This is a genomic window from Limimaricola variabilis, assembly GCF_014195545.1.
Taxonomy (GTDB): domain Bacteria; phylum Pseudomonadota; class Alphaproteobacteria; order Rhodobacterales; family Rhodobacteraceae; genus Limimaricola; species Limimaricola variabilis.
Window position 1 is genome coordinate 1 of sequence record NZ_JACIBX010000016.1, and the last position, 25958, is coordinate 25958.

A 25958-nucleotide genomic window follows, 5' to 3' on the forward strand; every position below is an offset into this window, starting at 1 on the left:
CCGTGACTTTTTGGAAAGAAGGGCTGCAGCCGGGCCATCTGCTCGGTCGTCAGCCAGAAAAGGTTGCTCATTGATCATGCTCCTCGGGGAGCCTGGATCACGCAGCCTCATCAAGATCAATGGGTCCTGAGCCTAATTTGGGGTAAGGGGCCCGTTACAGTCCCGCCGCCTTGGTCAAATTGAACCGAAATCTATCCCGACTGCGCTGATATCGACGGGTCATATCGGCCGAGGCGTGGCCGAGCTGCTTCTGGACATGGCGCTCGTCAATCTCGGCCGATGTCGCGAGGCCTGCGCGCAGCGAATGCCCGGCGAAGAGGGCCCGGCGTTCGGCATCGGGCAGGTCGGGCCGCAGCCCCGCCGCGAGTGCCGCGCGCTGCACCAGCCGTGCCACGTGACGGTCGTTCAGGCGACGCTCGAGCGCGCGGGTCCCGTCGCGGCTGACGGCGGTGAAGAGGGGACCGAACTCGATCTTCGCGAAGGCCAGCCAGCGCTCCAAGGCCTGCACGGGGCAGGTGGCCTTGCTGGAGCCGCGGGCGATCTCGATCTCGCGCCAGCCGGTCTTGCCGCGCAGGGTGACCAGCACGCCGGCCTCGAGGATCTCGACCCAGCCGGTGCCGTCGATGGTGTCGTCCTTGGTCCGGTCGAGCCCGACGAGTTCCGAGCGGCGCAGTGCGCCCGCGAAGCCCACCAGCAGCATCGCCCGGTCGCGCAGCCCGCGCAGGTCGTGGCCGAGGGTGGCCAGCATTGCGCGCAGATCGTCGGGGCCGATCGCCTCCTTCTGCACCGGCGGCCGGGCGTGGCGGCGGCGGATGCCGGCGAGGACGGAGGCGATATGCCGGTCACGCCGGTCGAGGCGCATCCCGCGCTGCGCGTAGCCCCAGCTGAGACCGGCGAGCCGACGCTCGATCGAGGCCACCGACAGCGCGCGCGCCTTGCCCGCGGGCGCCGCGAGATCGGTGATGTAGAGACCGATGAGTTCGGGGGAGGGCAGCAGGGGGTCGGCGCCCTTCATCCGGCACCAGCGGGCGAAGGCGGTCCAGTCGCGCGCGTAGGCCCGGCGGGTGTTATCGGCGATGGCGTGGTCGGCATAGCCGCGGGCGGTGTCGACGAGGCGGTCGAGCCGGCCGGAGCCCGCGACGTGGTCGGGCAGGGCGATTTGGACGGGGATTTCAGGCGTGTGAGGCATGCCGACGGGCGTAGCACGATCATGTCCGATAATGGGGCTTATCGGATACGAATTTCCGAGCATGCGAAGAGGAGCTCTCTGGGCTGTTCCGGCCGCCTTCATGAGTGCGGTGCACCTCGGTTTCAGCCTCATCCTTCTTAGGGTGCCGCTACCCGGCGTCGAGCCGATGATCCTTACTTCTACCGTGATGCCTGGATTGGTCGTAGCCTTGGCACTGCACCTTGGTCTTTGGAACTTCGCCCTGCTGGTCGGCGTCTTCGCGCTATTCTACGGGCATGCCCATGTGGCCGAGCTCGGCGAAGCGGCGGCCCTAAGATTTGCCGGGGGCTTCACGCTCGCCACCTTGTCGCTGCATCTTTTCGGCGTCGCCGCGGGGCAGGCTCTCTTCCGGTCGTCGCTCCGGAGCGACCTGATCGCATGTGGTTGATCTTTCCGCGCTCATCGGAACGGTCCTTGCATTCGGCTGAACGCTTGGAATGAATGAGTGGCCGAAGGCCATCCTTCAAGATCCTCGCCCTGCTGCGGCACAGAGTATACAAACATATCAATTGAACTGGCAGATTTCGGAGGCTGTCCGCACCTCCAGCCGGGAACTTTGACCGAACCTCGCTTCCGTGCTTCCGCTTCCTGCTGGTTTCGATCTTGCCTCAACGATAAGTGGCAACCCGGATGTTGTTCGTCGAACCCGACTGACCGAAGGGCACGCCTGCCAGGATGACGAAGCTGTCCCCGGTCTCGGGTTCAACGAGGCGCGCGCTCTCCTCGCAGGCCATGGAGACCATGCTGTCGTAGTCCAGCTCGGCTGTCTCGAGGACCGAGCGCGCGCCCCAGACCAGGGCCATCCGGCGCGAGATGCGCGGGTCCCGGGTGACCACGATCAGCGGGAGCGCCGGACGGCAGGCCGCAACGCGCTGCGCCGTGGCGCCGCTTACCGAATAGGCGACGAGGCAGCGCGCACCGAGCGCGCAGGCCAGTGCGGCGCCCGATCCGGCGATGGAGTTGGCCGCCTCTGAGGTCGCCTCGCGCGGGGCCGCCATGCCGCGGGCATAGGCCTCATGGCCCTCGGTGCGGCGGATAATGCGGTCCATCACCTCGACAGCCTCGGCCGGAAACTGACCCGTGGCGCTTTCCGCCGAGAGCATCACCGCGTCGGCCCCGTCATAGATGGCTGTCGCAACATCCGAGGCCTCGGCGCGGGTCGGCGCGGGCGAGGCCGTCATCGACTCGAGCATTTGGGTGGCCACGATGACGGGTCGGCATTCGCGACGACACAGAGCGATGATCTCCTTCTGGCGTCCCGGGACGTCCTCGGCCGGGATCTCGACGCCCAGGTCGCCGCGCGCGATCATGATCGCCTCCGAGCGCTCGACGATGGCTTCGATTTCCTCCAGAGCCGAGGGCTTCTCGATCTTTGAGACGAGCCCTGCGCGCCCCGCGATCAGGGGCCGGATCTCGTCGAGATCGGAGGCGCGCTGCACGAAGGAGAGCGCAACCCAGTCGACGCCCTGTTCGAGTCCGAAGGCGAGATCGGCGCGATCCTTGTCGGTCAGAACCGGAAGATGGAGCACCGTGTCGGGCAGGTTCACGCCCTTGCGGTCGCTGACCTTGCCGCCCTCCAGAACTTCGGCCTCGAAACGCGCGGACCCGCAGGCAACGACGCGTAGGCGCACCCGGCCGTCATCAATGAAAATCCTGTGCCCCGGCGCGATTGCAGCGAAGACCTCCCCGTGCGGCATGGCCAGCGCAGTGATCTCCTCGGTCGCCTCGCCCAGCACAAAGGTCACGCGCTCGTGCCTGTCGAGCACACGAGCACCGCCGGCGACCCTGCCGAGGCGGATTTTCGGACCCTGAAGATCCTGGAGAATGCCAATCGGCACACCAACCTCGTCCTCAAGAGCACGGATCGCGCGGATCACCACGGCATGGCCGGCGTGGTCCCCGTGGCTGAAGTTGAGCCGGAACGTATCCACACCCTTGTTGAACAAGTTGCGCAGCATGAAGGGCGCGGCTGAGGCCGGGCCGACGGTGGCGATAATCTTGGCGCGTCGGTTGCGAAGCATGGAAGGGTCCTCGGGAGGCTCAAGTGACGTTGTCAGAGCACCAGCACGGCGCGGAAGTCATTGACGTTGGTCAGTGTCGGACCGGTTCGGATGAGCGCACCGATCCGGTCGAAGAGGCTGTAGCTGTCATGCGCCGCCAGCATTCGGCGCGGGTCGCAGCCGGCCTCGCGGGCACAGCGGAGCGTGTCAGGACCGACGAGCGCGCCGGCGGCGTCTTCGGTGCCGTCGATGCCATCGGTGTCGCCCGCGAGCGCGTGGATGCGCGGATGGCCCTGCAAGGCACAGGCCAGGCCCAGGAGGAACTCGGTGTTCCGACCACCGCGTCCCGGCTCGGTGTCGCCGATGGTCACGGTGGTCTCGCCACCCGAGAGCAGCACGGCCGGCGCCGGCTGCGGAGTCCCGTGCGCGGCCACGGCACGCGCGATGCCGGCCATGACGATGCCCAACTCGCGCGCCTCGCCTTCCAGGGCGTCGCCAAGGATCAGTGGCACCACGCCGGCGGCACGGGCCGCCGCTGCCGCCGTTTCCAGCGAGATCTGCGGTGCAGCGATCAAGCGGAAATCCGGGGTCGCGTTAGGCTGCGCATCGCCTGGTGCCAGCATGAGCGCACGGGCCGCCTCGGGTAGGTTTGGACCGAGGCGCTCAGCCAGATGCGACAGGTCGTCCGTGGCGCTCGGGTCAGGCACGGTCGGCCCCGAAGCGATCGCCGCCGGGTCGTCTCCCGGCACGTCCGAGATCGCCAGCGTGACCAGTTGCGCGCCATTCGCGGCGCGCAGCAGTCCGCCGCCCTTGAGCCGGTCGAGCCGCCGTCGCACCCGGTTCATATCCTCGATGGTCAGCCCCGAGCGCAACAGCAGCCGGTTCACGATGATCAGATCGTCAAGCGTCAGGGGCTCGCGCGGCAGCGTCATCAGCGCCGAGCCGCCCCCGGAGATCAACGTGAGCACCAGATCATTGGGCCCGGCCGAGGCGACGGCGGCGAGGATCTCGCGCGCCGCGACCTCACCGGCGGCGTCCGGCACCGGGTGCGCGGCCTCGCGCACCGCGATGCGCGTTGTCGGCACCGCATGACCGTAGCGCGTGACCACGACGCCCGAGAGATCGACGTCAGGCCAGGCCGCCTCGACGGCGCGCGCCATCGAGGCGGCGCTCTTGCCTGCGCCGACGACGATGCAGCGCCCGGACGGCTTCTTCGGCAAGTGCCGCGCCAGCACATCGGCCGGGTCGGCGGCCGCCACGGCGACGTCGAACAGCCGACGCAGCAGCGCGGGGGCGTCGTTGTCGCTTACGCTCATCTCAGAGGTTCTCGCCGCGGATCGCGTCACAGACCGCGTCGGTGACCTGCTGCGTCGTCGCTTCGCCGCCAACATCCGGCGTCAGGATGCCATCCGCGCAGACCTTCTCCACCGCCCGCATCAACCGGTCGGCGGCGTCCTTCTCGCCCAGATGCTCCAGCATCTGGCTCGCGGTCCAGAAGGTCGCGACCGGGTTGGCGATACCCTTGCCGGTGATGTCGAAGGCAGAGCCGTGGATCGGCTCGAACATCGAGGGGTAGCGCTTCTCGGGATCGATGTTGCCGGTCGGCGCGACACCGAGGCTGCCTGCCAGTGCGCCGGCGAGGTCCGACAGGATGTCGGCATGCAGGTTGGTGGCAACGATTGTGTCGAGGCTCTTGGGGTTCTTCACCATGCGCACCGTCATGGCGTCGACCAGCATCTTGTCCCAGGTCACGTCCGGGAACTCCTTCGAGACCTCGGCGGCGATCTCGTCCCACATCACCATGCCGAAGCGCTGCGCGTTCGACTTGGTCACCACGGTCAGCAGCTTGCGGGGCCGCGACTGCGCCAGCGCGAAGGCATAACGCATGATGCGGGTCACGCCGACGCGGGTGAAGATCGCCACTTCGGTGCCGACCTCTTCGGGCAGGCCCTTGTGGGCACGGCCGCCATGACCGGAATACTCGCCCTCGGAGTTCTCGCGCACGATGACCCAGTCGAGGTCGCCTGCACCCACTCCCGCGAGTGGCGAAGAGATGCCCGGCAGGATCTTGGTTGGCCGAACGTTGGCATACTGGTCGAAGCCTTGGCAGATCGGCAGACGCAGACCCCACAGCGTGACATGGTCAGGCACGTCGGGCGCGCCGACGGCGCCGAAAAAAATCGCGTCGAAGGCCTTGAGCTGGTCCCGTCCGTCCTCAGGCATGAGCGCGCCGGTTCTCTTGTAGCGCTCCGAGCTCCAGTCGAACTCGGTGACTTCGAGCGCGAAGCCGCCGTCGCGCCGAGACAGCGCCTCGAGTGCCTGAAGCCCGGCAGAGATGACTTCGGGGCCGATGCCGTCGGCAGGAATGGATGCGATCTTGTAGGTCTTCATGGGGTCTCCTCCGGGGGGCGCTACCGCACCGGCCCGTGTCGCAAGCGATTGTTGCCACGACGCCATGGCGGTGCTGTCGAAGCCGACGTTACGTGCGGCAGGCTCGACCTCTCAACGCGCGGATGATTATATACTGAAATGCAGCAGTCTTGAGGGAGTGGGCATCGTCATGGATATCTCTCACCTCAGATGCTTCGTTGCAGTGGCGAACGAGCTGCATTTTGGCCGCGCCGCGCAATCGCTGGGAATGCTTCCCGCCTCGCTGGGCCGGCAGATCCGCATTCTCGAAGAGCAGCTCGACGCCAAACTGTTCCTGCGCACCACTCGCAGCGTGACCCTGACCGAGGCGGGGGCTGCGATCCTCGAGGACGTGCGCCAGATGATCGAGCAGGCTGAACGGCTTGAGGAGAAGATCCGCCACATCCGCAAGACGGAAGCGCCGGTGCTGCGGGTCGGGGCGATCGACAGCGCTGCGGCCGGGCTGATGCCACAGCTGCTGCAATATTTGCGCGAGGATCACCCGGACATCGAAGTGCAGCTGATCGAGCAGAAGACGATCCACTTGCTGCCAAAGCTCCTGAGCGGCAGCCTTGACATCGCCTTTTGCCGCCCGCCCGATACGCGCGATGCGCGGATCAACTTCCGCACCCTGTTCTTCGAGACGGCGGTCGTGGCCCTGCCGGAGGGTCACCCGCTCGCCGAGCGCGACGAGATCGCGGTAACCGACCTCGCTGATGCGCCGCTGATCGTGCCGGATCGCCGCTCGCGACCGCATTCGCACGACCTGACGATCAAGCTTTTCCTCGACGCCGGGCTGACTGCACGCGTCGCCCAGGTGGCCGAGGAGAAGCATACCATCGTAAACCTCGTCGCGACCGGGACCGGCCTCGCGATCGTGCCGCGCTGGACCGCGCGGATTGCCGTGCCGGGCGTTCGCTTCGTGCGCCTGACGATACCGGAAGGCGCCACGCGGTCGAAGCTCGTCCTTGCCGCCGCTTGGACACGCGGAACACGGGATGCACAGCGCGACGCGCTGCTCGAGGTGCTCGACCAGCATGTAAGCGCCATTGAAGCGAACGCCTGACCATATCTAAACTGAATATAATATTCGGCGCCTATCTCGCGGCGGATCGGACCTGCCATGTTGCGGACCATCGCATCGTGCCCCTCGGCGCGGTGCAGGAGGAGCACATGGGAGGAGTGAACACCATGAAGATGACGACCTATGCCATTCTCGCCGCAAGCACGATCGTGGCTTTCCCTGCAAACGCGCAGGACCGTGCCGACTGGCCCTCGTCCTTGAGCATTGCGACCGGATCGCAGGGCGGCACCTATTTCGTCTGGGGTTCGGGCCTCGGTTCGATGATCGGCGAGCAACTCGGGATGCCCACCAGTGTGGAAATCACCGGCGGCCCGGTGCAGAATGTGGTGTTGGTCGAAACCGGCGAAACGCTGCTCGGTTTTACGACCACCGGTCCGGCGCAGGAAGCCATGGCAGGCGAGAACGAGCTGATGCCCGGCATGGAAGCCACCAATCTCCGGGCGCTCTTCCCGATGTATCAGACGCCGCTTCAGGCGGTTGCGCTGTCCTCTTCGGGGATCGAAAGCATCGAGGATCTTGACGGCAAACGGGTTAACCTCGGGCCGGCCTCTGGCACCTCGGCGACCTACTGGCAGCGCTATTTCGACACTGCCGGGATCAATGTTAAGGCCAGCTTCGCCGGCGGCTCAGATGGAGCGGGGCAGCTCGCCGACGGGCTTATCGATGCCTTCGTCTATGCCGCCGGCTTGCCGACCAGCGCTTTCAGTGAACTGGCGATCCAGAACGACGTAACCTTCCTGCCGCTCTCGGAGGAGAATATTGCGACCTTCAAGGAGGTGGCACCGTCGATGCAGGACTTCACCATCCCCGCGGGCACTTATGAGGGCCAGGAAACGGACGTGCCCTCGGTATCGATGTGGAACTTTGCCATCGCGCATCAGGACCTGCCCGAAAGCCTTGCCTACGAGATCACCAAGCTTGCGCTCGAAGATAACGCGCGCATGCAGCAGCTGCATGCCTCGGCCGTCGAGACGTTGGCGGAGAACTGGGACACTAACAACTTCATGCCGTTCCATCCGGGCGCTGTGCGCTACTACGAGGAAATCGGCATCGCCATCCCCGAAGAGCTGCGCTGAGCCTCTCCCCGGCGCAGTGCGCCGCGGACGAGGCTTGTTTCGTCCGCGGCAATGATCCCCTCAGCACTCCGGTGATGTGATGACCCATTCAAACAGCAAGACGATTCCCTCATCGGAGACCCTCGATGAGTTGACCAGCCCGGTGGTCGCTACGGCCGCCGTCGACGACGATCCGCCTGCGGGCAACCAGCGCGTCTTTGTCGGCGCAAGGCACTACGTCTTCGCGACCGCCTGTGCGGCCTACGCGTTGTTCCACCTACTGGTGATGAACGTCTACCCGCTGGAGACCTGGACCTACCGCCTGCTGCATCTGGGCGGAGGACTGGGCCTGGGCTTCCTGCTCTACAGCGCTTACGGCGTCGAGCCTGACCGCCAGGCAGAAAAGCAGACCCCTTGGTCCGTGACGCTGCTCGCTCTTGCCGGGGCAGGCACGCTCTATGGCGCTGCCGCCATTGCGGTCATCTGGGGCAACTGGTGGCTACGAGGCGACGCCATTCCGCCGAGTTGGACCATCAACAGCTTCGGCATTCCTCTGACGCTCGGGACCGTGCTGGCCGTGCTGCATGGCTGGATCTTCGGGGACCGGCGCATCGGCCACTGGACGGTGGCCGACATCCTGCTTGCCGTCGCCACGGTGGCATCGATCGGTTACGTCATCTACTTTGCACGCGCCCTCCAGATGCGCGCTGGCATGCCAATGGCCCAGCCCGGCGACATGTGGGCGGCAATCACGGGCGTGATCTTGATCCTCGAGGGCGTGCGGCGCATGGCCGGGCTGGCACTGGTCATCATCTCCGCCGTATTCGTGGCCTACGCCTTCGCAGGGCCCTGGTTGCCAGGCATTCTCAATCACAGCGGATACGAGCCCAAGCGGTTCTTCTCCTACATCTTCACAGACAATGGCATTCTTAGCGCGCCGATCGCGATCTCTTCGACCTACATCGTGCTCTTCGTGATCTTCGCAGCCTTTCTCCAGGCCACCCATGTCGGCGCCTATTTCGTCAATGTCGCTTTCGCCGCCGCGGGCCACAAGCGCGGTGGGCCGGCCAAGGTCGCGGTCTTCGCCTCCGGCCTGATGGGGATGATCAACGGCACCAGCGCTGGCAACGTCGTCTCGACGGGCTCGCTCACGATCCCGCTGATGAAGAAGGTGGGCTACCGCAGTCAGACTTCGGCGGCGGTCGAGGCCGCGGCCTCCTCGGGCGGGCAGATCATGCCGCCGATCATGGGCGCGGGCGCCTTCATCATGGCCGAGATCACCGGCATTCCCTACACCGAGATCATCTGGGCCGCGCTGATCCCGGCCATTCTCTACTTCGCCTCCGTGCTCTTCATGGTCGACCTGATGGCGCAGCGGTTTCAGATGGTGGGCCTGCCGCGCTCGGCCCTGCCCAAACTCGGTGATCTGCTCAAACAGGTCTACCTCTTCGCGCCGATCCTGGTGCTGGTCTGGGCGCTGTTCCTGGGCTACTCGGTGATCCGCTGCGGCACGCTCGCGATGATCACCGCTGCCGTTGTCTCCTGGCTCACGCCGAACCGCATGGGGCCGCGACAGTTCTTTCATGCCCTCGATGTCGGCGCGCGCATGGTGCTCCAGCTCGTTGCGGTCTGCGCGGCGGCAGGGATCATCGTGGGCGTCATCGCGCTCACCGGCATCGGCACGCGCTTTTCGGCGCTGCTCTTGGGCATCGCCGACCAGTCGCAACTTCTCGCGATGATGTTCTCGATGCTGGTGGCGGTAATCCTCGGCATGGGTATGCCCACTACGGCCGCCTACGCCGTGGCCGCGTCGGTGATCGCGCCGGGCCTCATCAACCTGGGGGTCGAACCCCTGACCGCGCATTTCTTCATCTTCTATTTCGCAGTCATGTCGGCGATCACGCCACCGGTGGCGCTCGCCGCCTATGCCGGCGCGGCGCTGGCGCAGTCCGACCCGATGAAGACCAGCGTCGAGAGCTTCCGCATCGGACTCGCTGCCTTCGTGGTGCCTTACATGTTTTTCTTCTCGGACGCGCTCCTCATGCAGGGCGGCTGGCTCGACACCATCCACGTGACGGTTTCGGCACTGTTCGGCATCTACCTGCTGTCGTCGGGCATCATCGGCTGGTTCTTCGGCCGGATTGGCTGGATGCTGCGTGCCCTCCTGATCGGCGGCGCGCTCGGAATGCTCGATGCAGGTCTGGTCACCGACTTGATTGGGCTAAGCATCGGCGGCGGATTGTTCCTGTTCCAGCGCAACGTGCTGAAGACCGCCGACCTTGCCCACGGGAAGGACTGACAATCCCGAGCGCCGGCTGGTCCCATCCTGCTGGCGCCGGGCCTTGCTTCAGGGGGGCACTTAAAGGGAAACAACGTCCGCTTTAGCCCTGGGAAGCATGAAGGCTCACTTGGGTCGAGAGTGCCGAAAGGCGAATATAATGGACGGTTCGAAAGTGATGTCAGACCAAGCCGTCATCTTTTTCTATGGGGTGTGCACTCCATAAAACGAAATATCAAAAACGACCGTTTGGGGTAGCGTCGCCCAACTTTGGAGGCGGACACGAAGCGATCGCGTTTCGCGGAAGAGCAGATCATCGGAATGCTGAAGGAGCAGTAGGCCGGGCTATCGGCGGCCGAGGTATGCCGTCAATTCGACACCCAGCATCCGCTCCATCAGCTTGATCTTCAGCCCAGCGTCGCCGAGCAGGTCCTCAGGGCGCTCTGCGCCCTTCAGTAGTTCTTTGCAGATCGTTATGCACGCTTCCGAAGCATGGACCGGATCACTTATACACAGAAGATCTGACACTCTTCTCCATAGGAGGGGCATTGCCAGACCCCAAGTAGTCGGAAGCGAGGTCAGCTCGGTTCGCAAGATCTACGAACCGAGCTTGTGTGTAGGTTCGGCTTGAATCAATCGCCGATCATCTCTTCCTGTTCGCTCTTCATCTTCCGGCGGACAGCGTGACCGAGAAAAATCGGCAGCACAAAACCGACGATAGCGATTGCCCAGAGCGTGAGAGACAGCCAGGAGTCGACCAGGGCGAACCAGTCACCGTTGGAGATGCTCAACGCGCGCCGCAGGTTCGACTCCATCTCGTTACCCAAGAGCACACCGAGGATGATCGGCACCAAGGGCACATCGAGCTTGCGCAGGACCCATCCGAGAACACCGAAGCCCACCATCACCATCAGATCGAAGCTGGACCCCGATATGCCGTAGATGCCGACAAACGAAATCATGGCGACCACGGGCATGAGGATGCGGGGCGGCACCAAGAGGACACGGGTGAACAGGCCGACCATGGGGATGTTCAATGCAAGCAGCATGACGTTCCCGATGAAGAGCGCCGCAATGAGGCCCCAGACCACGTCCGGGTTGTTCTGGAACAGAAGCGGCCCCGGGGTGATATTGAGGGCCAATAGCACTGCGAGCAGCACCGCCGTGGTGCCCGAACCAGGAACCCCGAGCGCCAGCATTGGCACCAAAGCCCCGCCGGCCGCAGCGTTGTTGCCCGTCTCCGGTGCGGCCACGCCCCGCGGGTCGCCCTTTCCGAAAGTCCCCTCCTTGTCGACGAGACGTTTCTCGACCGAGTAGGAGATGAATGAACCGAGGGAAGCTCCAGCACCTGGGAGGACCCCGGCGATGAAACCAAGCACGGTGGTCCGGCCCATGGTCGGAATGCAGGATTTCAGCATCGACCACGTGGGGTAGATCCGCCCGATCGTCATCTTGCCCTCGGTGGCCTTGCTCGGGTCGGTTTCGCGGTGTTCGAGGAAGACGAAGACCTCGGACAAGGCGAACAGACCGACGATGGCGACAAGGAAGTCGATGCCGTCGTAGAGGTGCACCTCACCAAAGGTAAAACGCGGCACACCGGTCTGTTGATCGACCCCGATCATCGCCAGCCCGAGACCGAGGGCCGCGGCGAAGGCCGATTTTGCCTGGTTCGACGAGGCAACCCCGCCCAACGTGGCAAAAGCGAGCGTGAAAAGCGCGAAGTATTCCGCTGGACCGAACAGAAGTGCCACCTTCACAAGCTGCGGCGCCAGCAGGACGAGGCCCCAAGTCGCGAAGAAGGCGCCGACGAAGGAGGCCACGCCCGACAGGGCAAGCGCCTCTCCGGCACGGCCCTGCTGAGCCATCGGATAGCCGTCGAGGCAGGTCATCATCGCTGGCTCGTCGCCGGGGATGTTGAGCAGGATCGAAGAGATCCGCCCGCCATACATGGCGCCGTAGTAGACCGAGGTGAGCAGGATGAGCGATGGCGTCGCTCCAAGGCCCAGGGTGAAAGCCAGCGGGATAAGGATGGCGACACCGTTCGAGGGCCCGAGACCCGGCAGCGCGCCCATGATGGTGCCGAGCAGACAGCCGAGCAGCGCAAGGGCAAGGTTCTGCCAAGTCAACGCGACGGCGAAGCCGTCACCAAGTGAAGACAGGATTTCCATAGTTTAATTTCTCCGGGCTCAGAAGCCGAACGGGCCTTCGGCCAGCGACAGACCGAGGATCAAACGGAAGACGACGTAGATGCCGACAGAGGTGCCCACGCCCACCGCAACAGCGGGCAAAGGTGCTGTGCCCAGCCTCCAGCTCAGATATCCGGCGGCGAGTGACGTGGAGATGAGAAAGCCCAGCTCCGGAAGGACCCACGCGTAGAGAAAGGACACAGCAACGGCGAAGCCGATCTCAGCCAGCCTGTTGAAGGCCGGCCAGGCGGGTTCCGGATCGGGGCTGAACAGAAACACCAGCGAAGCAAGAGCCACGACTGCCGAGATGATATAGGGGAAAGCCTTCGGGCCGATGGCGTCCGTCATGAAGCTTTCCTGAATCAGGGCCGCGCTGACCGCAAAGAAGAGCGCCAGCGACAGCCCGATCACGCCGAGAATTCGGTCGCTCATTACATACCTGTCAATTTGAGGGGATTGGCGGCAACCGCCGGCGCGCCGCACCGACGGTTGCTTCTCTGCTCGGATTTACTGGATGATCCCGATCTCTCGGGACAGTTCCTCGATCTCGGCCACCGACTCCTGAACGAAGCTTTGGAACTCTTCGCCTTGCAGGTCGAGCGGCGCGAGGCCGTTGTTTTCCATCACCGTCTTCCATTCGTCGCTCTGGTAAAGCGTGTCGAGCGCACCCACCCAGTAGTCATAGGCCTCGTCGCTCATGCCGCCGGGCACGTAGAACCCGCGCCAGTTGGCGCCAACCGCGTCGATGCCCTGCTCCTTGGCCGTGGGCAGGTCAGCGAACTCGCCTTCGAGCCGTTCCGGCGCAAGAAGGGCAAGGACTCGGATGTCACCGGATTCCATGAAGCCGGTCGCTTCGGAGAGATCACCGGTGAAGGCCTGGAGCGAGCCGGCCAAGAGCTGCGTCACGGCTTCGCCGCCACCTTCGAAGGCGATGTATTTCACCCGCCGCACTTCCTCGACCCCGGCCTCCTTTGCGGCGATCAGGACCTTCAGGTGGTCCCAGCCACCGACTGCCGAGCCCCCGCCGATCGCGATCGAGGTCGGATCGTTCTTGATCATGTCCATCAGTTCAGGAAGCGTCTCGATCTCGCTGTCGGCTGCGACCGCGATCACGCCGTAATCGGCACCGACGGAAGCAAGCCAGCGCACATCCGCCATGGTGTTGCCGGGAAAGGCACCTTGGGCGAGACGCGTGGAGGTCGCCGACGATGCAGCAACGATCAGGTCGTTTTCGTCATGGCGTTTGTTCACTACTTCGGCAAAGGCAACGCCGCCGGAACCGCCGGCCATGTTGACGACCTGCATGGTGCCCGGGATCAGGTCGAGGTCCTGTAAGGTCTTTCCGACCTGGCGGCAGGTGAAATCCCAGCCCCCACCCGGGTTAGCCGGCGCGATGCATTCCGGCTGCTCGGGCGTGAAGCCCTGAGCAATCAGCGGCCCTGTTGCCAACACCAGTGTGGTCGCGAGGATAGTGGTTCGGATCATCGTGGTCTCCTCCTCTGGATGATCGGTGAAAAGAATTCGTCAGCCGGATGCGCCGCCGCGGGGCGGCCCGTCATAGGTCCAGCGATAGGCCGGCGGGGTCGGCCCCTTGTTCCGGCCGCCCTGCTGGCTCTGCTCCCAAGCATGGGCGAGAATGCCTACGGATCTGGACAGGCAGAAAATTCCGCGGGCGAGAGGCGCCGGGAAGCCGAGTTCGGCGAAAATCACAGCTGTCGCACCATCGATGTTCATCGGCACGGCAGCGCTCCGACCGCGGCCGAGCTCTGCCTCGACGGCTCGTCCAATCGCGGCAAAACGGCCCTCGACCTCACCCGCCTTGGCTGCCTCGTCGACCAGACCGAGCAGGCGCGGCGCGCGGGGATCGACCGGCTTGTGGAACCGGTGCCCGAAGCCGGGAACGTATTTGCCGTGGGCCTCGCGCCAGCGCTGGATTACATCGGCAGCGGCTTCCGGTCCGCCCTCCGCATCGATTTGCTGGTAGAGTTCGACTGCCTGCTCGCCGGCTCCGCCATGCACGTCGCCAAGGAAGTTCACGGCTGACGCCATCGCATTGTTGAGTGGCAGCCCGCAGGTTACCGCCATACGGGCACAGGCGATGGACGGCGCTTGGGGCCCATGATCCACGGCCGCGACAATAGCGGCTTCGAGGAGCGCGGCTTGGCCAGCGGTCGGAAGCTCACCCCGGGTCATGAGCCAGATCATCTGAGGGAAGGAAACGTTGCCGATCAGCTGCTCGATCGGATGCCCTCGAAAGAAGATCTTTCCCGGTTCCATGTCGATGATCGAGGTCGTCCACCAATCGGAGACGTCGTTGTGCGCTTCGGTCATATGGCCCCGCTGTTTTTGAGATTTTCCATGTCGCATCCGGAAAGACCCAGCTCCCGCCAGACTTGATCGTTGTGCTGGCCCAGCTGCGGTGGCGGGTCTGCGACCGTCGGTGCCTTCCCGTTCACCTTGATGCCGGTGGTGACGACCTGGATGTCGCGCCCCACGCCGGGGACTTCCGGAAAGGTGCAAAGGAAGCCGCGATCCGTGATCTGCGGCATCGACAGTATTTCGGGGACCGACAGCACCGCCCCGGCGGGAACACCGATCCTGTTTAACTCCTTCGCCCAATCGCGCGCGGGGCGGGTTTTCAGAACCTCCTCGAGCTCGGCCTTCAACCCTTTGCGATTCTTCTTCCGGTCCTCACGTGTCGCGTATTCCGGTCTGTCGCGGAGATGGGCGAGGCCAAGGTGATCGGTCAGGTGGACCCACTGTTCGTCCTTGTTGGCGGCGATGTTGATCAGCCCGCCCTGAGCTTCGAAGGCACCGGACGGCGCGGAGGTGGGGTTTTCGTTTCCGTTGGCCCGGGGCTCCTGACCCGCGATCAGGTGGTTCGATACGGCCCAGCCCATGGTCGCCAGCACCGACTCCAGCATTGAGATGTCAAGGAAGCCACCGCGCGGGGTGCCATTGAGGAACGCGGCGATGGCAAAGGCCGCCGTCATGCCGCCGACCGTGTCGGCGATCGGATAGCCTACGCGGAGCGGCGCGCTGTCCTCATCCCCGGTGATGGACATGACCCCCGAGGCACCTTGGATGATCTGGTCATAAGCAGGACGGTGAACCCACGGCCCCTCCTGTCCGAAGCCCGAGATCGCGCAGTAGACGAGGTCCGGCCTGATCTTCTTCAGCTCCTCGTAGCCAACACCGAGTCGGGTCATGACGCCCGGGCGGAAGTTCTCCACGACTACGTCGGCGGTCTCCACGAGGCGCAGAAAGATCGCCTTGCCGTCGGGATGCTTGAGGTTGACGGTGACCGACTTTTTCCCCGCGTTTTGGGCGAGAAAGGAGACACCCATGTTCTTGGCATTAAGGTCCGCATCGGCACCGAGCTGGCGGGCAAGGTCGCCGCGACCGACAGCTTCGACCTTGATGACCTCGGCCCCCATATGCGCCAGCTGGTGACAGCAGAACGGACCGGCCAGAACGTTGGTGAGATCCAGGACGCGGATGTTTTCAAGCGGCTTGGACATGCCGGGCCCTCCAGTAGGTGGTAGCGGAGATTGAGATGATCAGGAGCGCACCTGCGATGTTCCAGACGAGCGTCGGACCGAGGATCGCGCAGGCTCCCAGAGCGAGCAGAAGTCGTTCGACAAGGGCGAGGCGTCGAAAGAGATGGCCGACATGGCTTGCGGAGAGGCCAACGATGCCCACCAGCAGGAACGGCACATAACCCATTGCGGCAAGGAAGCCGGTGCCTTGCGTTCCGATGACGATCTCGGGGTGGAACACCCAAGCGATCGGCAAAACGAAGCCGACGGACGCCAACCGCAACGCATTCAGGGCGAGAGCGACCGGGTTCTCCCTGGCGATCGCGGCCGCCGCGAACACGGCGAGCGCCACCGGAGGCGTGATCGCCGAGAGAACCGCATAGTAGAACACGAAGAGATGCGTGCCGAGTTCGGAAACGCCGAGGTCCATGATCGCGGGACCGGCCACGAAGATTACCATGAGGTAGGAGGCGGCTGTGGGTAGGCCCATGCCGAGCACGATCGAGCAAAGCGCCGCGAGGATTAACGCGGCCAGGAGGTTCTGATCCCCCAGCGCGGTGATCTCTTGGTTCAGCTTGATCCCCAGCCCTGTCGAGGAAATCGCGGCGATCACAATACCGATCGCGGCGCAGGACAGCAGCACCGAAAGCCCGTCTCGGCCACTGTCCACGATGAAGACCGCCCAGTTCCGCGGCGACAGGCGCGTATCCGGAAGGAGCATGCCCAGAAACAGGATCACCCCTGTAGCAATCATCCCGGAATAGACAGCCGGATAGCCGGAGAAGAGCATGTAAAGGAGCGTTCCGAAGCCCAGAACCAGCAGGGTCGCACGGCTCCACATCCTGCGATCCCAAGCCGGGGCATCGTCCGTAAGCGGGTCGAGTTGAAGGCGTCCCGCCTCGAGCGCGACGGTGACGGACAGCGAAAACAGGTAAAGTAGCGCCGGGATCAGAGCGGCGAACATGATGGTGACGTAGGGGATGCCAGTAACGTCGGACATGATGAACGCGCCGACACCCATCACGGGCGGCATGATTTGTCCGACGCAAGAGGCCGTGGACTCGACACCGCCGGCAAAGCGACCGGAAAAACCGGCGCGCCTCATCATCGGGATGGTCAGGACGCCCGTGGACGCGACGTTGGCCGGCGCGGACCCGTTGATCGAGCCGAACAGGGCCGATGCGATGATTGCGCATTGCGCCGGCCCCGACCGCTGGCCGCGGGTCAGCATCAGCGCAAGATCATTGAAGAACTCGCCCGCTCCGGTCAGCCGCAGCGCCACTCCGAGAATGACGAAGATCAGCACGATATCGACGACGGCCCCGAGCGCGACACCGAAGATCCCGCGATAGCCGTAAGAGATCTCCAGAACCCGATCGAGTGAAACTGGGCGGTGTTCGAGGATGCCCGGCATGAGATGCCCGAACAGAAGGTAGACGACCGCCAGCAGGACCACGGCAGTCAGGAGCCATCCTTCGGCGCGATGCGCGCCCGCGATCACCACGACTGTGCCGATGCCATAGCACCAAAGGTCCCAAGTATTGGGCAGCCCTTCACGATTGGCCGCGATCGCGTCGTATTGATCGGTGAAGTAGACGTAGGCAAAGGTCGCGCCGGCCATGAGCAGAAGCGAGAAGCCGAGATCGAGCCAAGTCCTGTGACCGTCAGCGTCGCGCAATGCGGGCTTCAGGCAGAAGATCGCAATGAGCCCGAGGAGCAGCACGGTGCCGTATTGCACCTCCGAGGGGAAACGGCCGAAAAACTGCGTATAGACGATGAAGGCGGGTATGAGAGCGCAGGCAATCAGACCAGCGATTTGCGCCGCCAGAAACACGGGGCGGTCTTCGGTGCTCCCGGGCAGCAGCGTGCGCATTCCCTCTGTGACGGTCGAAACCATCTTCGGACTCCTGAGCGAAACGGGGTGAACCGCGGCGTCATTTGACGCCGCGGAGGTATCGACGGCCGCGTGCGACCGGCGGCAGCGGCCTCACATCAGGCCGGCTTCCTTATAGAAACGGGCTGCTCCAGGATGCAGGTCGGCCGAGAGTGCCTCAAGCGCACTGTCCTTGGTGACCAGCGATAGTCCGGCGGAGGCGTCGTTGACCTCGTCGATATTCTCCCAAAGCGCCTTGGTGAGTTCGTATACGATGTCTTCATCGATATCGCCGCGCACCATCACCTGATAGGGAAACGTCCAGGCATAGGCATCTTCATCCGCCGCGACACGGCCTTCGTAGGCCTTCTCGATCGAGGCGGCGGGGATCTTCTGGTAGATATAATATTCCCCGTTCGAGATCGCCCCCCTGAAGGCGTCGAGCGTTTCAGGATCGGGTGAGATGAAGCGCAGGTCCATCTGCCGCGAGGCATTGTCGATGACCGCGGTCGGGATAGACCCCCAGACGAGCGTCGCATCCATGGTCCCGGCGGCTAACTGCTCGAGCGCGGGCCCGTATTCGATGGACTGGGCATCGACCTCTCCGGCAATGCCGTGAATCTCAAACAGCGTCTGGGTCACCTTGCCGGCGTTTCCGCCTGGTCTGCCAATTCCAACGCTCTTGTCAGCGAAGTCCGAAAAGGTCTCGATCCCGCTGTCGGCCCGGGCAACATACTGTGCCATGCCGACCGGCATCGCCAGAATCGCCTTCATGTCGGCATAGCCCTCGCGAAGGCGCTCGGGATCTTCAGAATAATTGCCGGTTCCGTTGAGCGCATCGAGGTAATGCGGGGCCCCGACGCCCACCATGTCAACTTCGCCTTGGGCTGCCTTGCGCATGCCCGAGACGGTGCCGTTCTCGACGACCGTCATCGAGATACCTGCGTCACGGGCAATGCCGGACCAGACCACGCCAAGCTGGTAGTCGTCCGACGTCGGAGAGACGCCGCTGAAGATAATGTCCTGCGCGCTGGCCACGCTCGCTGTAAGCGCGACGGCAGAGGTCAGTGCGGTCAATCGAAAAACTTGGGTCATTTGCTCCTCCCAGATGCCCCCCGAGCGTTCTGTCTGATAGAACGCTATTGCGTCTAACAGAACGCTACGCTAAAATGTTCCTGTCTGTCAATTTTGGCGCGGGGAGGACGCACCGTGACGGAAGCCAAAGGCGTTGAAGCCGTTGATCGTGCACTGCAAATTTTGGATTGCTTTACGCCCGGGGAAACGGAGCTGAGCCTTGCTGACCTGGCAAAGAAGTCAGGGTTCTACAAAAGCACGATCATCAGGCTGGCCGTTTCCCTTGAGAAGTTCGGATACCTGATTCGCAGTGATACCGGTCGCTACCGATTGGGTCCGACGACGTGGCGCCTCGGGGCGCACTATCGTCGCAGCTTCGACCTGGCTGGTATCTTGCGGCCCGAACTGAAGCTTCTTTCCGACGCAACCCAAGAGACCGCGTCTTACTACGTCCGTGAGGGCGAGAGCCGTATTTGCCTGTTCCGCAGCGAGCCTGCACGCTCGATCCGGCACTCGATCACCGAGGGTGCAAGCATGCCGCTCACGCAGGGGGCAAGCGGAAAGATACTTCTGGCCTTTTCAGATGATCGATCCGAGGGCGATCCTGCGGTCCGTGAAGTCGGATATGCAATCTCGCTCGGCGAACGGGACGCCGAAGTTGCGGCGATCGCGATGCCTGTGCTGTCACGCGGCGGCCGACTGATGGGCGCCTTGGCCGTTTCAGGTCTGATCACGCGTTTTGCCGTAGATCGGCATTCGGAACTGACTGCTGCTCTTACCGAAACCCAGAAACGCCTTATCGACCAGATTACCGTTTGAACGGAGACCTCTTTCATGTCCCTTTATCCACCGCCGCAGATCATTGAAGCCGAAATCTGGTCGACGATGCCCGAGGAGTTCCGCATCAGGGATACATCGCCCCCTTGGGCCGCCGCAAACAAGCCGGGCCGCCAAGTGGACGGCTTCCTCGAAGGCCCGAGCTTCGACAAGTCGGGGAACTTATGGATTACGGATATCCCCTACGGAAGAATCTTCAGGATTTCGCCGGAAGGGCAGTGGTCGCTCGTTGCTCAATATGATGGCTGGCCGAACGGCCTGAAGATCCATCGGGACGGGTCTGTGTGGCTCGCGGATTACAAGCACGGCATTCTCAGGCTCGAACCCGACACCGGAGATGTCATACCCGTCGTAACACATCGTCATTCGGAGCATTTTCGGGGGTGCAATGATCTGGTTTTCGACAGCCAAGGGGTTCTCTACTTCACCGACCAAGGGCAAAGCGGGATGCACATGCCGAATGGTCGTGTTTATCGATATGACCCGCGGTCCGAACGGCTCGACCTGTTGATCGACACCGGGCAAAGCCCGAACGGCTTGGTCCTGAACGCTACCGAGGATGTTCTCTACGTTGCGATGACTCGAGGAAACAGCGTCTGGAGGCTTCCGCTCATGGCCGATGGCTCAATCTCCAAGGTCGGGGTTTTCCTACAGCTTTCCGGTGGGCTGTCAGGGCCGGACGGAATGGCGCGCGATGACCAAGGCGGGCTCTGGGTTGCCCATGCCGGCAATGGCTGCATCTGGGGATTTTCGCAAATGGGTGTGCCTGCCTATCGGGTCATCAGTAACAGCGGCCTGACAACAACCAACGTCGCCTTTGCTCCCTCCCAGCCAGATATGCTGTATGTGACGGAATCCGACACTGGCAATATCCTTCGGGCCTCATTGCCAGTTCAAGGTGCTGCTATGTTCTCTCACGAGGAGACCCTTGGTAAGCAGGGCTTACAATAGAGGGTCCTTCAAACCAACTTCGCATGACCAGTCAGGGTAGAGGCAATCCTTCCCAAAAACGGCCGTTTGTGGAGGAGTGGCAATGCTTGAAGGTCGGTAGGAGCAGCGCACTCCAATAACCCCCTCCAGAACCACGAGAGTTGTTGGAGGTTTTTGGAGGGAGGGAGGGCGCTCGGTGACGTCTGTATCTTACAGCCCCGCCGCCTTGCTCAGGTTCACCCGGAACCGATCCCGGCTGCGCTGGTAGCGCCGGGTCATCTCGGCCGAGGCGTGGCCGAGCTGCTTCTGAACATGGCGCTCATCGATCTCGGCCGATGTCGCGAGGCCAGCGCGCAGCGAGTGTCCGGCGAAGAGGGCCCGGCGTTCGGCGTCGGGCAGGTCGGGCCGCAGCCCCGCCGCGAGTGCCGCGCGCTGCACCAGCCGCGCCACGTGGCGGTCGTTCAGGCGGCGTGGCAGCGCGCGGCGGCCGTCGCGGCTGACGGCGGTGAACAGCGGCCCGACCTCGATCTTCGCGAAGCCCAGCCACGTCTCCAGTGTCTGCACCGGACAGGTCGCGGCGCTGGAGCCGCGGGCGATCTCGACCGCGCGCCAGCCGGTCTTGCCACGCAGCGTGACGAGCACCCCGGCTTCCAAGATCTCGACCCAGCCGCTGCCGTCGAGGGTGTCGTCCTTGGCCCGGTCGAGCCCGACGAGCTCGGAGCGGCGCAGTGCGCCCGCGAAACCTATCAGCAGCATCGCCCGGTCGCGCAGCCCGCGCAGGTCGTGGCCGTGGGTGGCGAGCATCGCGCGCAGATCGTCGGGTCCGATCGCCTCCTTCTGCACCGGCGGCCGAGCGTGGCGGCGGCGGATGCCGGCGAGGACACTCGAGATATGCCGGTCGCGCCGGTCGAGCCGCATCCCGCGCTGCGCGTAGCCCCAGGAGAGACCGGCGAGCCGCCGCTTGATCGAGGCGACCGACAGCGCGCGGGTCCTGCCCGACGGTGCGACGAGGTCGGTGATGTAGAGCCCGACCAGTTCGGGCGAGGGCGGCAGCGGGTCGGCGCCCTTCATCCGGCACCAGCGGGCGAAGGCCGTCCAGTCGCGCGCGTAGGCCTTGCGGGTGTTCTCGGCCACGGCGTGGTCGGCATAGCCGCGAGCGGTGTCGACCAGCCGGTCGAGCCGGCCGGAGCCCGCGACATGGTCGGGCAGGGCGATCGGGGCGGGGATTTCGGGCGTGTCGGGCATGCCAATGGGCGTAGCACGGTCATGTCCGATAAACCAAGATTATCGGACATGAGCGCGATAGCGCTCCATGCTCGCTACCTTGGGTCGAAGCGCCGCATATTAAGTGGTGAGCAAAGGCTTTTAATTTTGGCTACAAGATCTCCAATTCCGGTTACTTGAGACACGTTTACCTCTGTTCGCAGACCAGTCCGCGCCATCCTCACACTGCTCCATAGCGGAACTCCCGCCCCTCCTGTGGTCTTGCCCATAGTGCCTCGCCGGGTGCAATGCGGGCGTCGCCGGTGGTGCGCGCCACCAGCGGGCCGAGATCGGGCACGTCGAGATGCACGATGCTGTCGGCGCCGAGCCGCTCGACGTGGCGCACCCGGCCCTGCCAGCGGCCCTCGTCGGACGACAGCGTCAGGTGCTCGGGCCGGATGCCGTAGGTATCGCAGCCCATCTGCCGCGCCACCTTCCCCTCGTATAGATTCATGGTCGGACTACCGATGAAGCCCGCGACGAAGGGGGTCGCGGGGTGCTCGTAGAGCTCCATCGGCGTGCCGACCTGCTCGATCCGGCCACCGTTCAGCACGACGATCTTGTCGGCCATGGTCATCGCTTCGACCTGATCGTGAGTGACGTAGATCATGGTCGCGCCGAGCTTGGCGTGCAACTCGGTCAGCTCGATCCGCATCTGGGCGCGCAGCGCCGCGTCGAGGTTCGACAGTGGCTCGTCGAACAGGAACACGCCCGGGTCACGCACGATGGCCCGGCCGATGGCTACTCGCTGACGCTGGCCGCCCGAGAGCGCCTTGGGCTTGCGGTCGAGCAGCGGCGTGAGTTGCAGCGTCTCGGCCACTTTTTTCACCGCAGCGGCGATCTCCGCCTTGGGCCGGCGCGCGAGGCTGAGGCCGAAGCCGATGTTTTCGCGCACTGTGAGATGCGGGTAGAGCGCGTAGGACTGGAACACCATGGCGATGCCGCGCTCGGCGGGCTCGGCCAGCGACACGTCGCGCCCGCCGATCTCGATACCGCCGGAGGTCTGTTCCTCGAGCCCGGAGATGATGCGCAGCAGGGTGGATTTGCCGCAGCCGGAGGGGCCGACGAAGACGCAGAACTCGCCATCCTCGATGGTCAAGTCGATGCCCTTAATTACCTCGACGGCGCCGAAGCTCTTGCGGATGTCATTCAGGACGACGCGGGCCATGGCTTATCCTTTCACAGCGCCGGAGGTCATCCCGGCGACGATCTGGCGGTTGAAGAAGACGAAGACGATCAGCGGTGGGACGGTGACGAGCAGGATGTTCATGAACAGCAGGTTCATTTGGCTCACGAACTGGCTTTGGAAATTGTAGAGTGTGAGTTGCACTGTCACGTTCTCGGCTCCCGGCAAGTAGTAGAGCGGGTGGGTGAAGTCGTTGAAGATCGTGATCGATTGCACCACGATCACCGTCACGGTGACCGGCTTCAAGAGCGGCAGGATCACCTTGAAGAACACCTGCCAGGGTTTTGCCCCGTCGATGATCGCCGCCTCGTCGAGGTCGCGCGGAATGGTGGCGATGAAGGCCCGGTAGAGCAGCACGGTGAAGCCGAGACCGTAGGCGCACTGGATGAAGATCATGCCGGTGATCGACTTGAACAGACCGATCTGCTGGAGAAGCCAGATCGTCGGCACCACCGCCGGCGGGATGATCAGCCCGGCGAGCACGAAGCCGTAGATGATCCTGTTCCACGGCGTACGCCGCCGCTGCAGCAGGTAGCCAACCATGGCGCCCGAGACGACCATCAGGGCGATCGCGCCGACGGTGATCACGGTCGAGTTGAAATAGGCCAGCAGCAGCATGTAGTCGCGGGCCTGAACCACCTCGACCAGGTTCTGCCAGAACCGCCATTCCCGGGGCCAGGAAAAATCGAGCGTGGCGCTCTCGGCAGCGGTCTTGGCGGCGTTGAGGAACACGAAGATGAAGGGAATTACGAAGACCACGAAGGCTACGGCGAGCGAGAGCGCCCCTATGAGGTATTGGCGGCGTTTCACTGCTCCACCTCCTTGCGGTTGAACCACCAGGCTAGCGGCAGGATGATCAGGCCGATCAGCAGGAACAGGATCACGTTGCCGGCGGTCGAAAGCCCGTAGAACCCGGCCTGGTACTGCTTGTAGATCACGCTCGCCAGCACGTCCGAGGAGAAGCCCGGCCCGCCGCGGGTCATCGCCCAGATCAGGTCGAACAGCCGCAGCCCGCCGATCAGCGACAGGATCACCACGGTGGTGGTGGCGGGGCGGACCAGCGGCACGGTGACCCGCCAGAACTGCTGCCAACGGGTGGCGCCGTCGATGCGGGCCGCCTCGTAGTAATCCTGCGCGATGGTCGACAGCCCGGCGATGTAGATCAGCGTGGCGAGACCGACGCCGCGCCAGATGTCGACCATGGCGACCGAGAACAGCGCCAGAGACGGGTTGGTAAGCCAGCCGGGGCCGTCGATGCCGATCGCGGCGAGCGCGAGGTTGATCGCGCCCTCGGTCGGGTGCATCAGCTCGGCGAACATCAGGCCGATGCCGATGGTCGAGACCAGCACCGGGAAGAACACGATGGAACGCAGGAGGCCTTGCGCGAAGATGCCCGAGGTCAGCAGCACGGCGATCAGCAGGCCGAGCACGGTCTTGGCGGCCGAGGTGATCGAAGCGAAGAGCAGCGTGTTGACCAGGCCCTGCATCAGGAAGGGCTCGCGGAAGAACTGCACGAAGTTGTCGAAGCCGATGAAGCGGATCGAGAACAGGTCCCAGGCGGTCAGCGCGAAGTAGAAGGAGGCCAGGGTGGGCGCGAGGAAGAAGATCCCGAAGATCGCCCCGGCCGGCAGTACGAACCAGTAGGGATAGGGCGATCCGCGGCGCTTGGCGGGGGCTTGCGTCGCGGCGGTGGATCCGCGCCCGTGGGAGGGCGCGGACCCGGCCTGACGGCCGGTGGGGAGGTTCACCAGCCTGGCAGGCCCAGCTGGCGGGCCAGCTTCTCGACGTCCTGATCGTAGAGCGCGGCAGCCGAGGCCGCGTCGCGGATGCCCGAGCCCACCTCGACGGTGATCTGCTCGAGCGAGGGGCCTTTGACCGGCGACAGGAATTCGAGCGCAGGGGCGGTGCGGCCCTCCTCGTCGAAATAGGGCATCATGTCGGCGACCATGCCCGGCACCTCGGCGGGCAGCTCGCAGCCCTCGATCAGGTAGGGTCCGGTGACGCCGATCGCCTCGGTGATCGCGTCGCAACCCGCGGGCGAGGCGACGAAGTTCATGAAGTCGCGCACGATCTCGGGATGCTCGGTGTCGCGCGGGGAGTAGAGCGAGGCGGGCATCCAGACTGTGAGCCCGTTTGCCTCCAGGTCGTCGCCGGGCTGGGCGAAGAAGCCGACATCCTCCATCAGATCGGGATGGTTCTGCTGGAACGCGCCCACCGCGAAGGTCAGCATCGGGTAATGCACCGCCTCGCCGGTGGCGACCATGCGCAGCCCGTCATCATATGTGGCCGCGCCGAAATCGGCGTTGAAATAGCCCGCTTCGAAGGCCTCCTGCAGCCGCTCGAAGCCCTTGGCCGCCGCCGGGGTGTTGGCGAACTTGGCCTCATTGGCGGTGAACTTCTCAGGGAAATCGGGCACCGCCTGCAGCACGTTGTAGAAATCGGCGAGCACGAAGAGCTGCGAGGTCCAGGTGTCGCGGTAGCTCTGGGCGATCGGCGCCTTGTCGGTTTGGTCGGAGATCGCGGCGTTGTTGGCCATGAATTGGTCCCAAGTCATCGGGATCTCGAGGCCAAGTTCCTCGTAGCTGGGCTTGTGGTAGTAGATCCCGCCGCCCTGCGCGGTCTCGAGCGGCACACCGTAGGTGGCACCGTCGGCGCCCTGTACGGTCGAGAGATAGGCTTCGTTGATCTGCCCGTAATTCTCGATGTCGTCGATCGGCAGCAGCGTGCGGTCGGGCCGCAGCGCCTGCAACAGCGAGCCGGAATTGTAGATGAACAGATCGGCCATCTCGCCGGTGGCGAGGCGGGTCTTGACGAGGTTGTCGCCCTCGCTGCCTCCGGGTCGGGTCTCGATCGAGAAGCTGACATCAGGATTCTGGGCTGTGTAGGCCGCGGTCAGCGCCTCGAAGGTGGCGACGGTGTCGGGGCTGGAATCCGACAGGATGGTAAGTTCTTGCGCGAAGGCCGCGGGCGCGAGGCCCGAGACGAGCGCGGTGCTCAGGATCAGTCTGGTCTTCAT

The 25958-nt window shown here is 64.2% G+C and carries 22 protein-coding genes and 1 pseudogene; 6 read left to right on the forward strand and 17 right to left on the reverse strand.

The genetic code is table 11. From position 1 onward, the window contains the following. Positions 1 to 154 precede the first annotated feature (154 nt). Entirely contained in the window at positions 155 to 1189 is a 1035-nt protein-coding gene (locus tag FHS00_RS15480) for a tyrosine-type recombinase/integrase (RefSeq protein WP_183474999.1), read from the reverse strand. A 61-nt stretch (positions 1190 to 1250) separates the two neighbouring features. Here FHS00_RS15480 and FHS00_RS15485 point away from each other — a divergent pair, with 61 nt between their 5' ends. Continuing rightward, complete coding sequence (locus FHS00_RS15485; protein WP_281372327.1) at positions 1251 to 1616, forward strand: HupE/UreJ family protein; 366 nt, start codon at positions 1251 to 1253, stop codon at positions 1614 to 1616. A 220-nt stretch (positions 1617 to 1836) separates the two neighbouring features. Here FHS00_RS15485 and pyk read toward each other — a convergent pair whose 3' ends face one another. From pyk to FHS00_RS15500, 3 genes are read right to left on the reverse strand one after another with little or no spacing between them, the layout of a single operon-like run. Continuing rightward, positions 1837 to 3249, reverse strand: coding sequence for a pyruvate kinase (gene pyk, locus FHS00_RS15490; RefSeq protein WP_183475001.1), 1413 nt, complete (start codon positions 3247 to 3249; stop codon positions 1837 to 1839). 32 nt (positions 3250 to 3281) lie between these two features. Beyond that, the gene (locus FHS00_RS15495; protein WP_183475002.1) at positions 3282 to 4544 is read right to left on the reverse strand and encodes a glycerate kinase type-2 family protein; all 1263 of its coding nucleotides are present in this window, start codon (positions 4542 to 4544) and stop codon (positions 3282 to 3284) included. 1 nt (position 4545) lies between these two features. Continuing rightward, positions 4546 to 5619: a tartrate dehydrogenase gene (locus FHS00_RS15500; protein ID WP_183475003.1), complete on the reverse strand. Its 1074-nt coding sequence runs from the start codon at positions 5617 to 5619 to the stop codon at positions 4546 to 4548. Between the two features lie 64 nt (positions 5620 to 5683). On the opposite strand from FHS00_RS15500, the gene FHS00_RS15505 reads away from it, so the two are divergent. From FHS00_RS15505 to FHS00_RS15515, 3 genes are all read left to right on the forward strand, one after another. Beyond that, positions 5684 to 6703, forward strand: a complete 1020-nt coding sequence (locus FHS00_RS15505) for a LysR family transcriptional regulator (RefSeq protein WP_246391395.1) — start codon at positions 5684 to 5686, stop codon at positions 6701 to 6703. Between the two features lie 125 nt (positions 6704 to 6828). Next, the gene (locus FHS00_RS15510) at positions 6829 to 7797 is read left to right on the forward strand and encodes a TAXI family TRAP transporter solute-binding subunit (protein WP_183475004.1); all 969 of its coding nucleotides are present in this window, start codon (positions 6829 to 6831) and stop codon (positions 7795 to 7797) included. 79 nt (positions 7798 to 7876) lie between these two features. Next, positions 7877 to 10075, forward strand: a complete 2199-nt coding sequence (locus FHS00_RS15515; RefSeq protein WP_183475005.1) for a TRAP transporter permease — start codon at positions 7877 to 7879, stop codon at positions 10073 to 10075. A gap of 333 nt (positions 10076 to 10408) precedes the next feature. Here the strand turns inward: FHS00_RS15515 and FHS00_RS17995 are convergent. The 8 genes and pseudogenes from FHS00_RS17995 to FHS00_RS15550 form a co-directional block, all read right to left on the reverse strand. Next, positions 10409 to 10531: pseudogene (locus FHS00_RS17995) on the reverse strand (IS256 family transposase); the annotation flags it as partial. Between the two features lie 155 nt (positions 10532 to 10686). Then, on the reverse strand, positions 10687 to 12222 hold the full coding sequence (locus FHS00_RS15520) for a tripartite tricarboxylate transporter permease (RefSeq protein WP_183475006.1): 1536 nt from the start codon (positions 12220 to 12222) through the stop codon (positions 10687 to 10689). Between the two features lie 18 nt (positions 12223 to 12240). Beyond that, positions 12241 to 12672, reverse strand: coding sequence for a tripartite tricarboxylate transporter TctB family protein (locus tag FHS00_RS15525; protein ID WP_183475007.1), 432 nt, complete (start codon positions 12670 to 12672; stop codon positions 12241 to 12243). A gap of 75 nt (positions 12673 to 12747) precedes the next feature. After that, positions 12748 to 13725 carry a Bug family tripartite tricarboxylate transporter substrate binding protein gene (locus tag FHS00_RS15530; RefSeq protein ID WP_183475008.1) on the reverse strand — a complete coding sequence of 326 codons (978 nt, stop codon included), beginning with the start codon at positions 13723 to 13725 and terminating at the stop codon, positions 12748 to 12750. Between the two features lie 39 nt (positions 13726 to 13764). Then, positions 13765 to 14571 (reverse strand): citryl-CoA lyase, encoded by an 807-nt coding sequence (locus FHS00_RS15535; protein WP_183475009.1) that lies wholly within the window; start codon positions 14569 to 14571, stop codon positions 13765 to 13767. Further along, on the reverse strand, positions 14568 to 15761 hold the full coding sequence (locus FHS00_RS15540) for a CaiB/BaiF CoA transferase family protein (protein WP_183475010.1): 1194 nt from the start codon (positions 15759 to 15761) through the stop codon (positions 14568 to 14570). Before FHS00_RS15540 ends, FHS00_RS15535 begins: the two co-directional genes overlap by 4 nt. Beyond that, the gene (locus FHS00_RS15545) at positions 15745 to 17676 is read right to left on the reverse strand and encodes a TRAP transporter permease (RefSeq protein WP_183475011.1); all 1932 of its coding nucleotides are present in this window, start codon (positions 17674 to 17676) and stop codon (positions 15745 to 15747) included. The genes FHS00_RS15540 and FHS00_RS15545 overlap by 17 nt, the downstream gene beginning before the upstream one ends. A 90-nt stretch (positions 17677 to 17766) precedes the next feature. Beyond that, positions 17767 to 18747 (reverse strand): TAXI family TRAP transporter solute-binding subunit, encoded by a 981-nt coding sequence (locus FHS00_RS15550; protein ID WP_183475012.1) that lies wholly within the window; start codon positions 18745 to 18747, stop codon positions 17767 to 17769. A 114-nt stretch (positions 18748 to 18861) separates the two neighbouring features. Here FHS00_RS15550 and FHS00_RS15555 point away from each other — a divergent pair, with 114 nt between their 5' ends. Both FHS00_RS15555 and FHS00_RS15560 read left to right on the forward strand, forming a co-directional pair. After that, positions 18862 to 19545, forward strand: a complete 684-nt coding sequence (locus FHS00_RS15555) for an IclR family transcriptional regulator domain-containing protein (protein ID WP_183475013.1) — start codon at positions 18862 to 18864, stop codon at positions 19543 to 19545. A 15-nt stretch (positions 19546 to 19560) separates the two neighbouring features. Beyond that, the gene (locus tag FHS00_RS15560; RefSeq protein WP_183475014.1) at positions 19561 to 20514 is read left to right on the forward strand and encodes an SMP-30/gluconolactonase/LRE family protein; all 954 of its coding nucleotides are present in this window, start codon (positions 19561 to 19563) and stop codon (positions 20512 to 20514) included. A 189-nt stretch (positions 20515 to 20703) separates the two neighbouring features. On the opposite strand, the gene FHS00_RS15565 is transcribed toward FHS00_RS15560, so the two are convergent. The 5 genes from FHS00_RS15565 to FHS00_RS15585 all read right to left on the reverse strand — a co-directional run bounded on the left by FHS00_RS15565 (position 20704) and on the right by FHS00_RS15585 (position 25958). Further along, positions 20704 to 21738: a tyrosine-type recombinase/integrase gene (locus FHS00_RS15565; RefSeq protein ID WP_183475015.1), complete on the reverse strand. Its 1035-nt coding sequence runs from the start codon at positions 21736 to 21738 to the stop codon at positions 20704 to 20706. A 199-nt stretch (positions 21739 to 21937) separates the two neighbouring features. Beyond that, positions 21938 to 22924: an ABC transporter ATP-binding protein gene (locus FHS00_RS15570; RefSeq protein WP_183475016.1), complete on the reverse strand. Its 987-nt coding sequence runs from the start codon at positions 22922 to 22924 to the stop codon at positions 21938 to 21940. Positions 22925 to 22927: 3 nt separating this feature from the next. Further along, the gene (locus tag FHS00_RS15575; protein WP_183475017.1) at positions 22928 to 23752 is read right to left on the reverse strand and encodes an ABC transporter permease subunit; all 825 of its coding nucleotides are present in this window, start codon (positions 23750 to 23752) and stop codon (positions 22928 to 22930) included. Beyond that, the gene (locus tag FHS00_RS15580) at positions 23749 to 24690 is read right to left on the reverse strand and encodes an ABC transporter permease subunit (RefSeq protein ID WP_183475018.1); all 942 of its coding nucleotides are present in this window, start codon (positions 24688 to 24690) and stop codon (positions 23749 to 23751) included. The genes FHS00_RS15575 and FHS00_RS15580 overlap by 4 nt, the downstream gene beginning before the upstream one ends. Then, entirely contained in the window at positions 24687 to 25958 is a 1272-nt protein-coding gene (locus tag FHS00_RS15585) for an ABC transporter substrate-binding protein (protein ID WP_183475019.1), read from the reverse strand. The genes FHS00_RS15580 and FHS00_RS15585 overlap by 4 nt, the downstream gene beginning before the upstream one ends.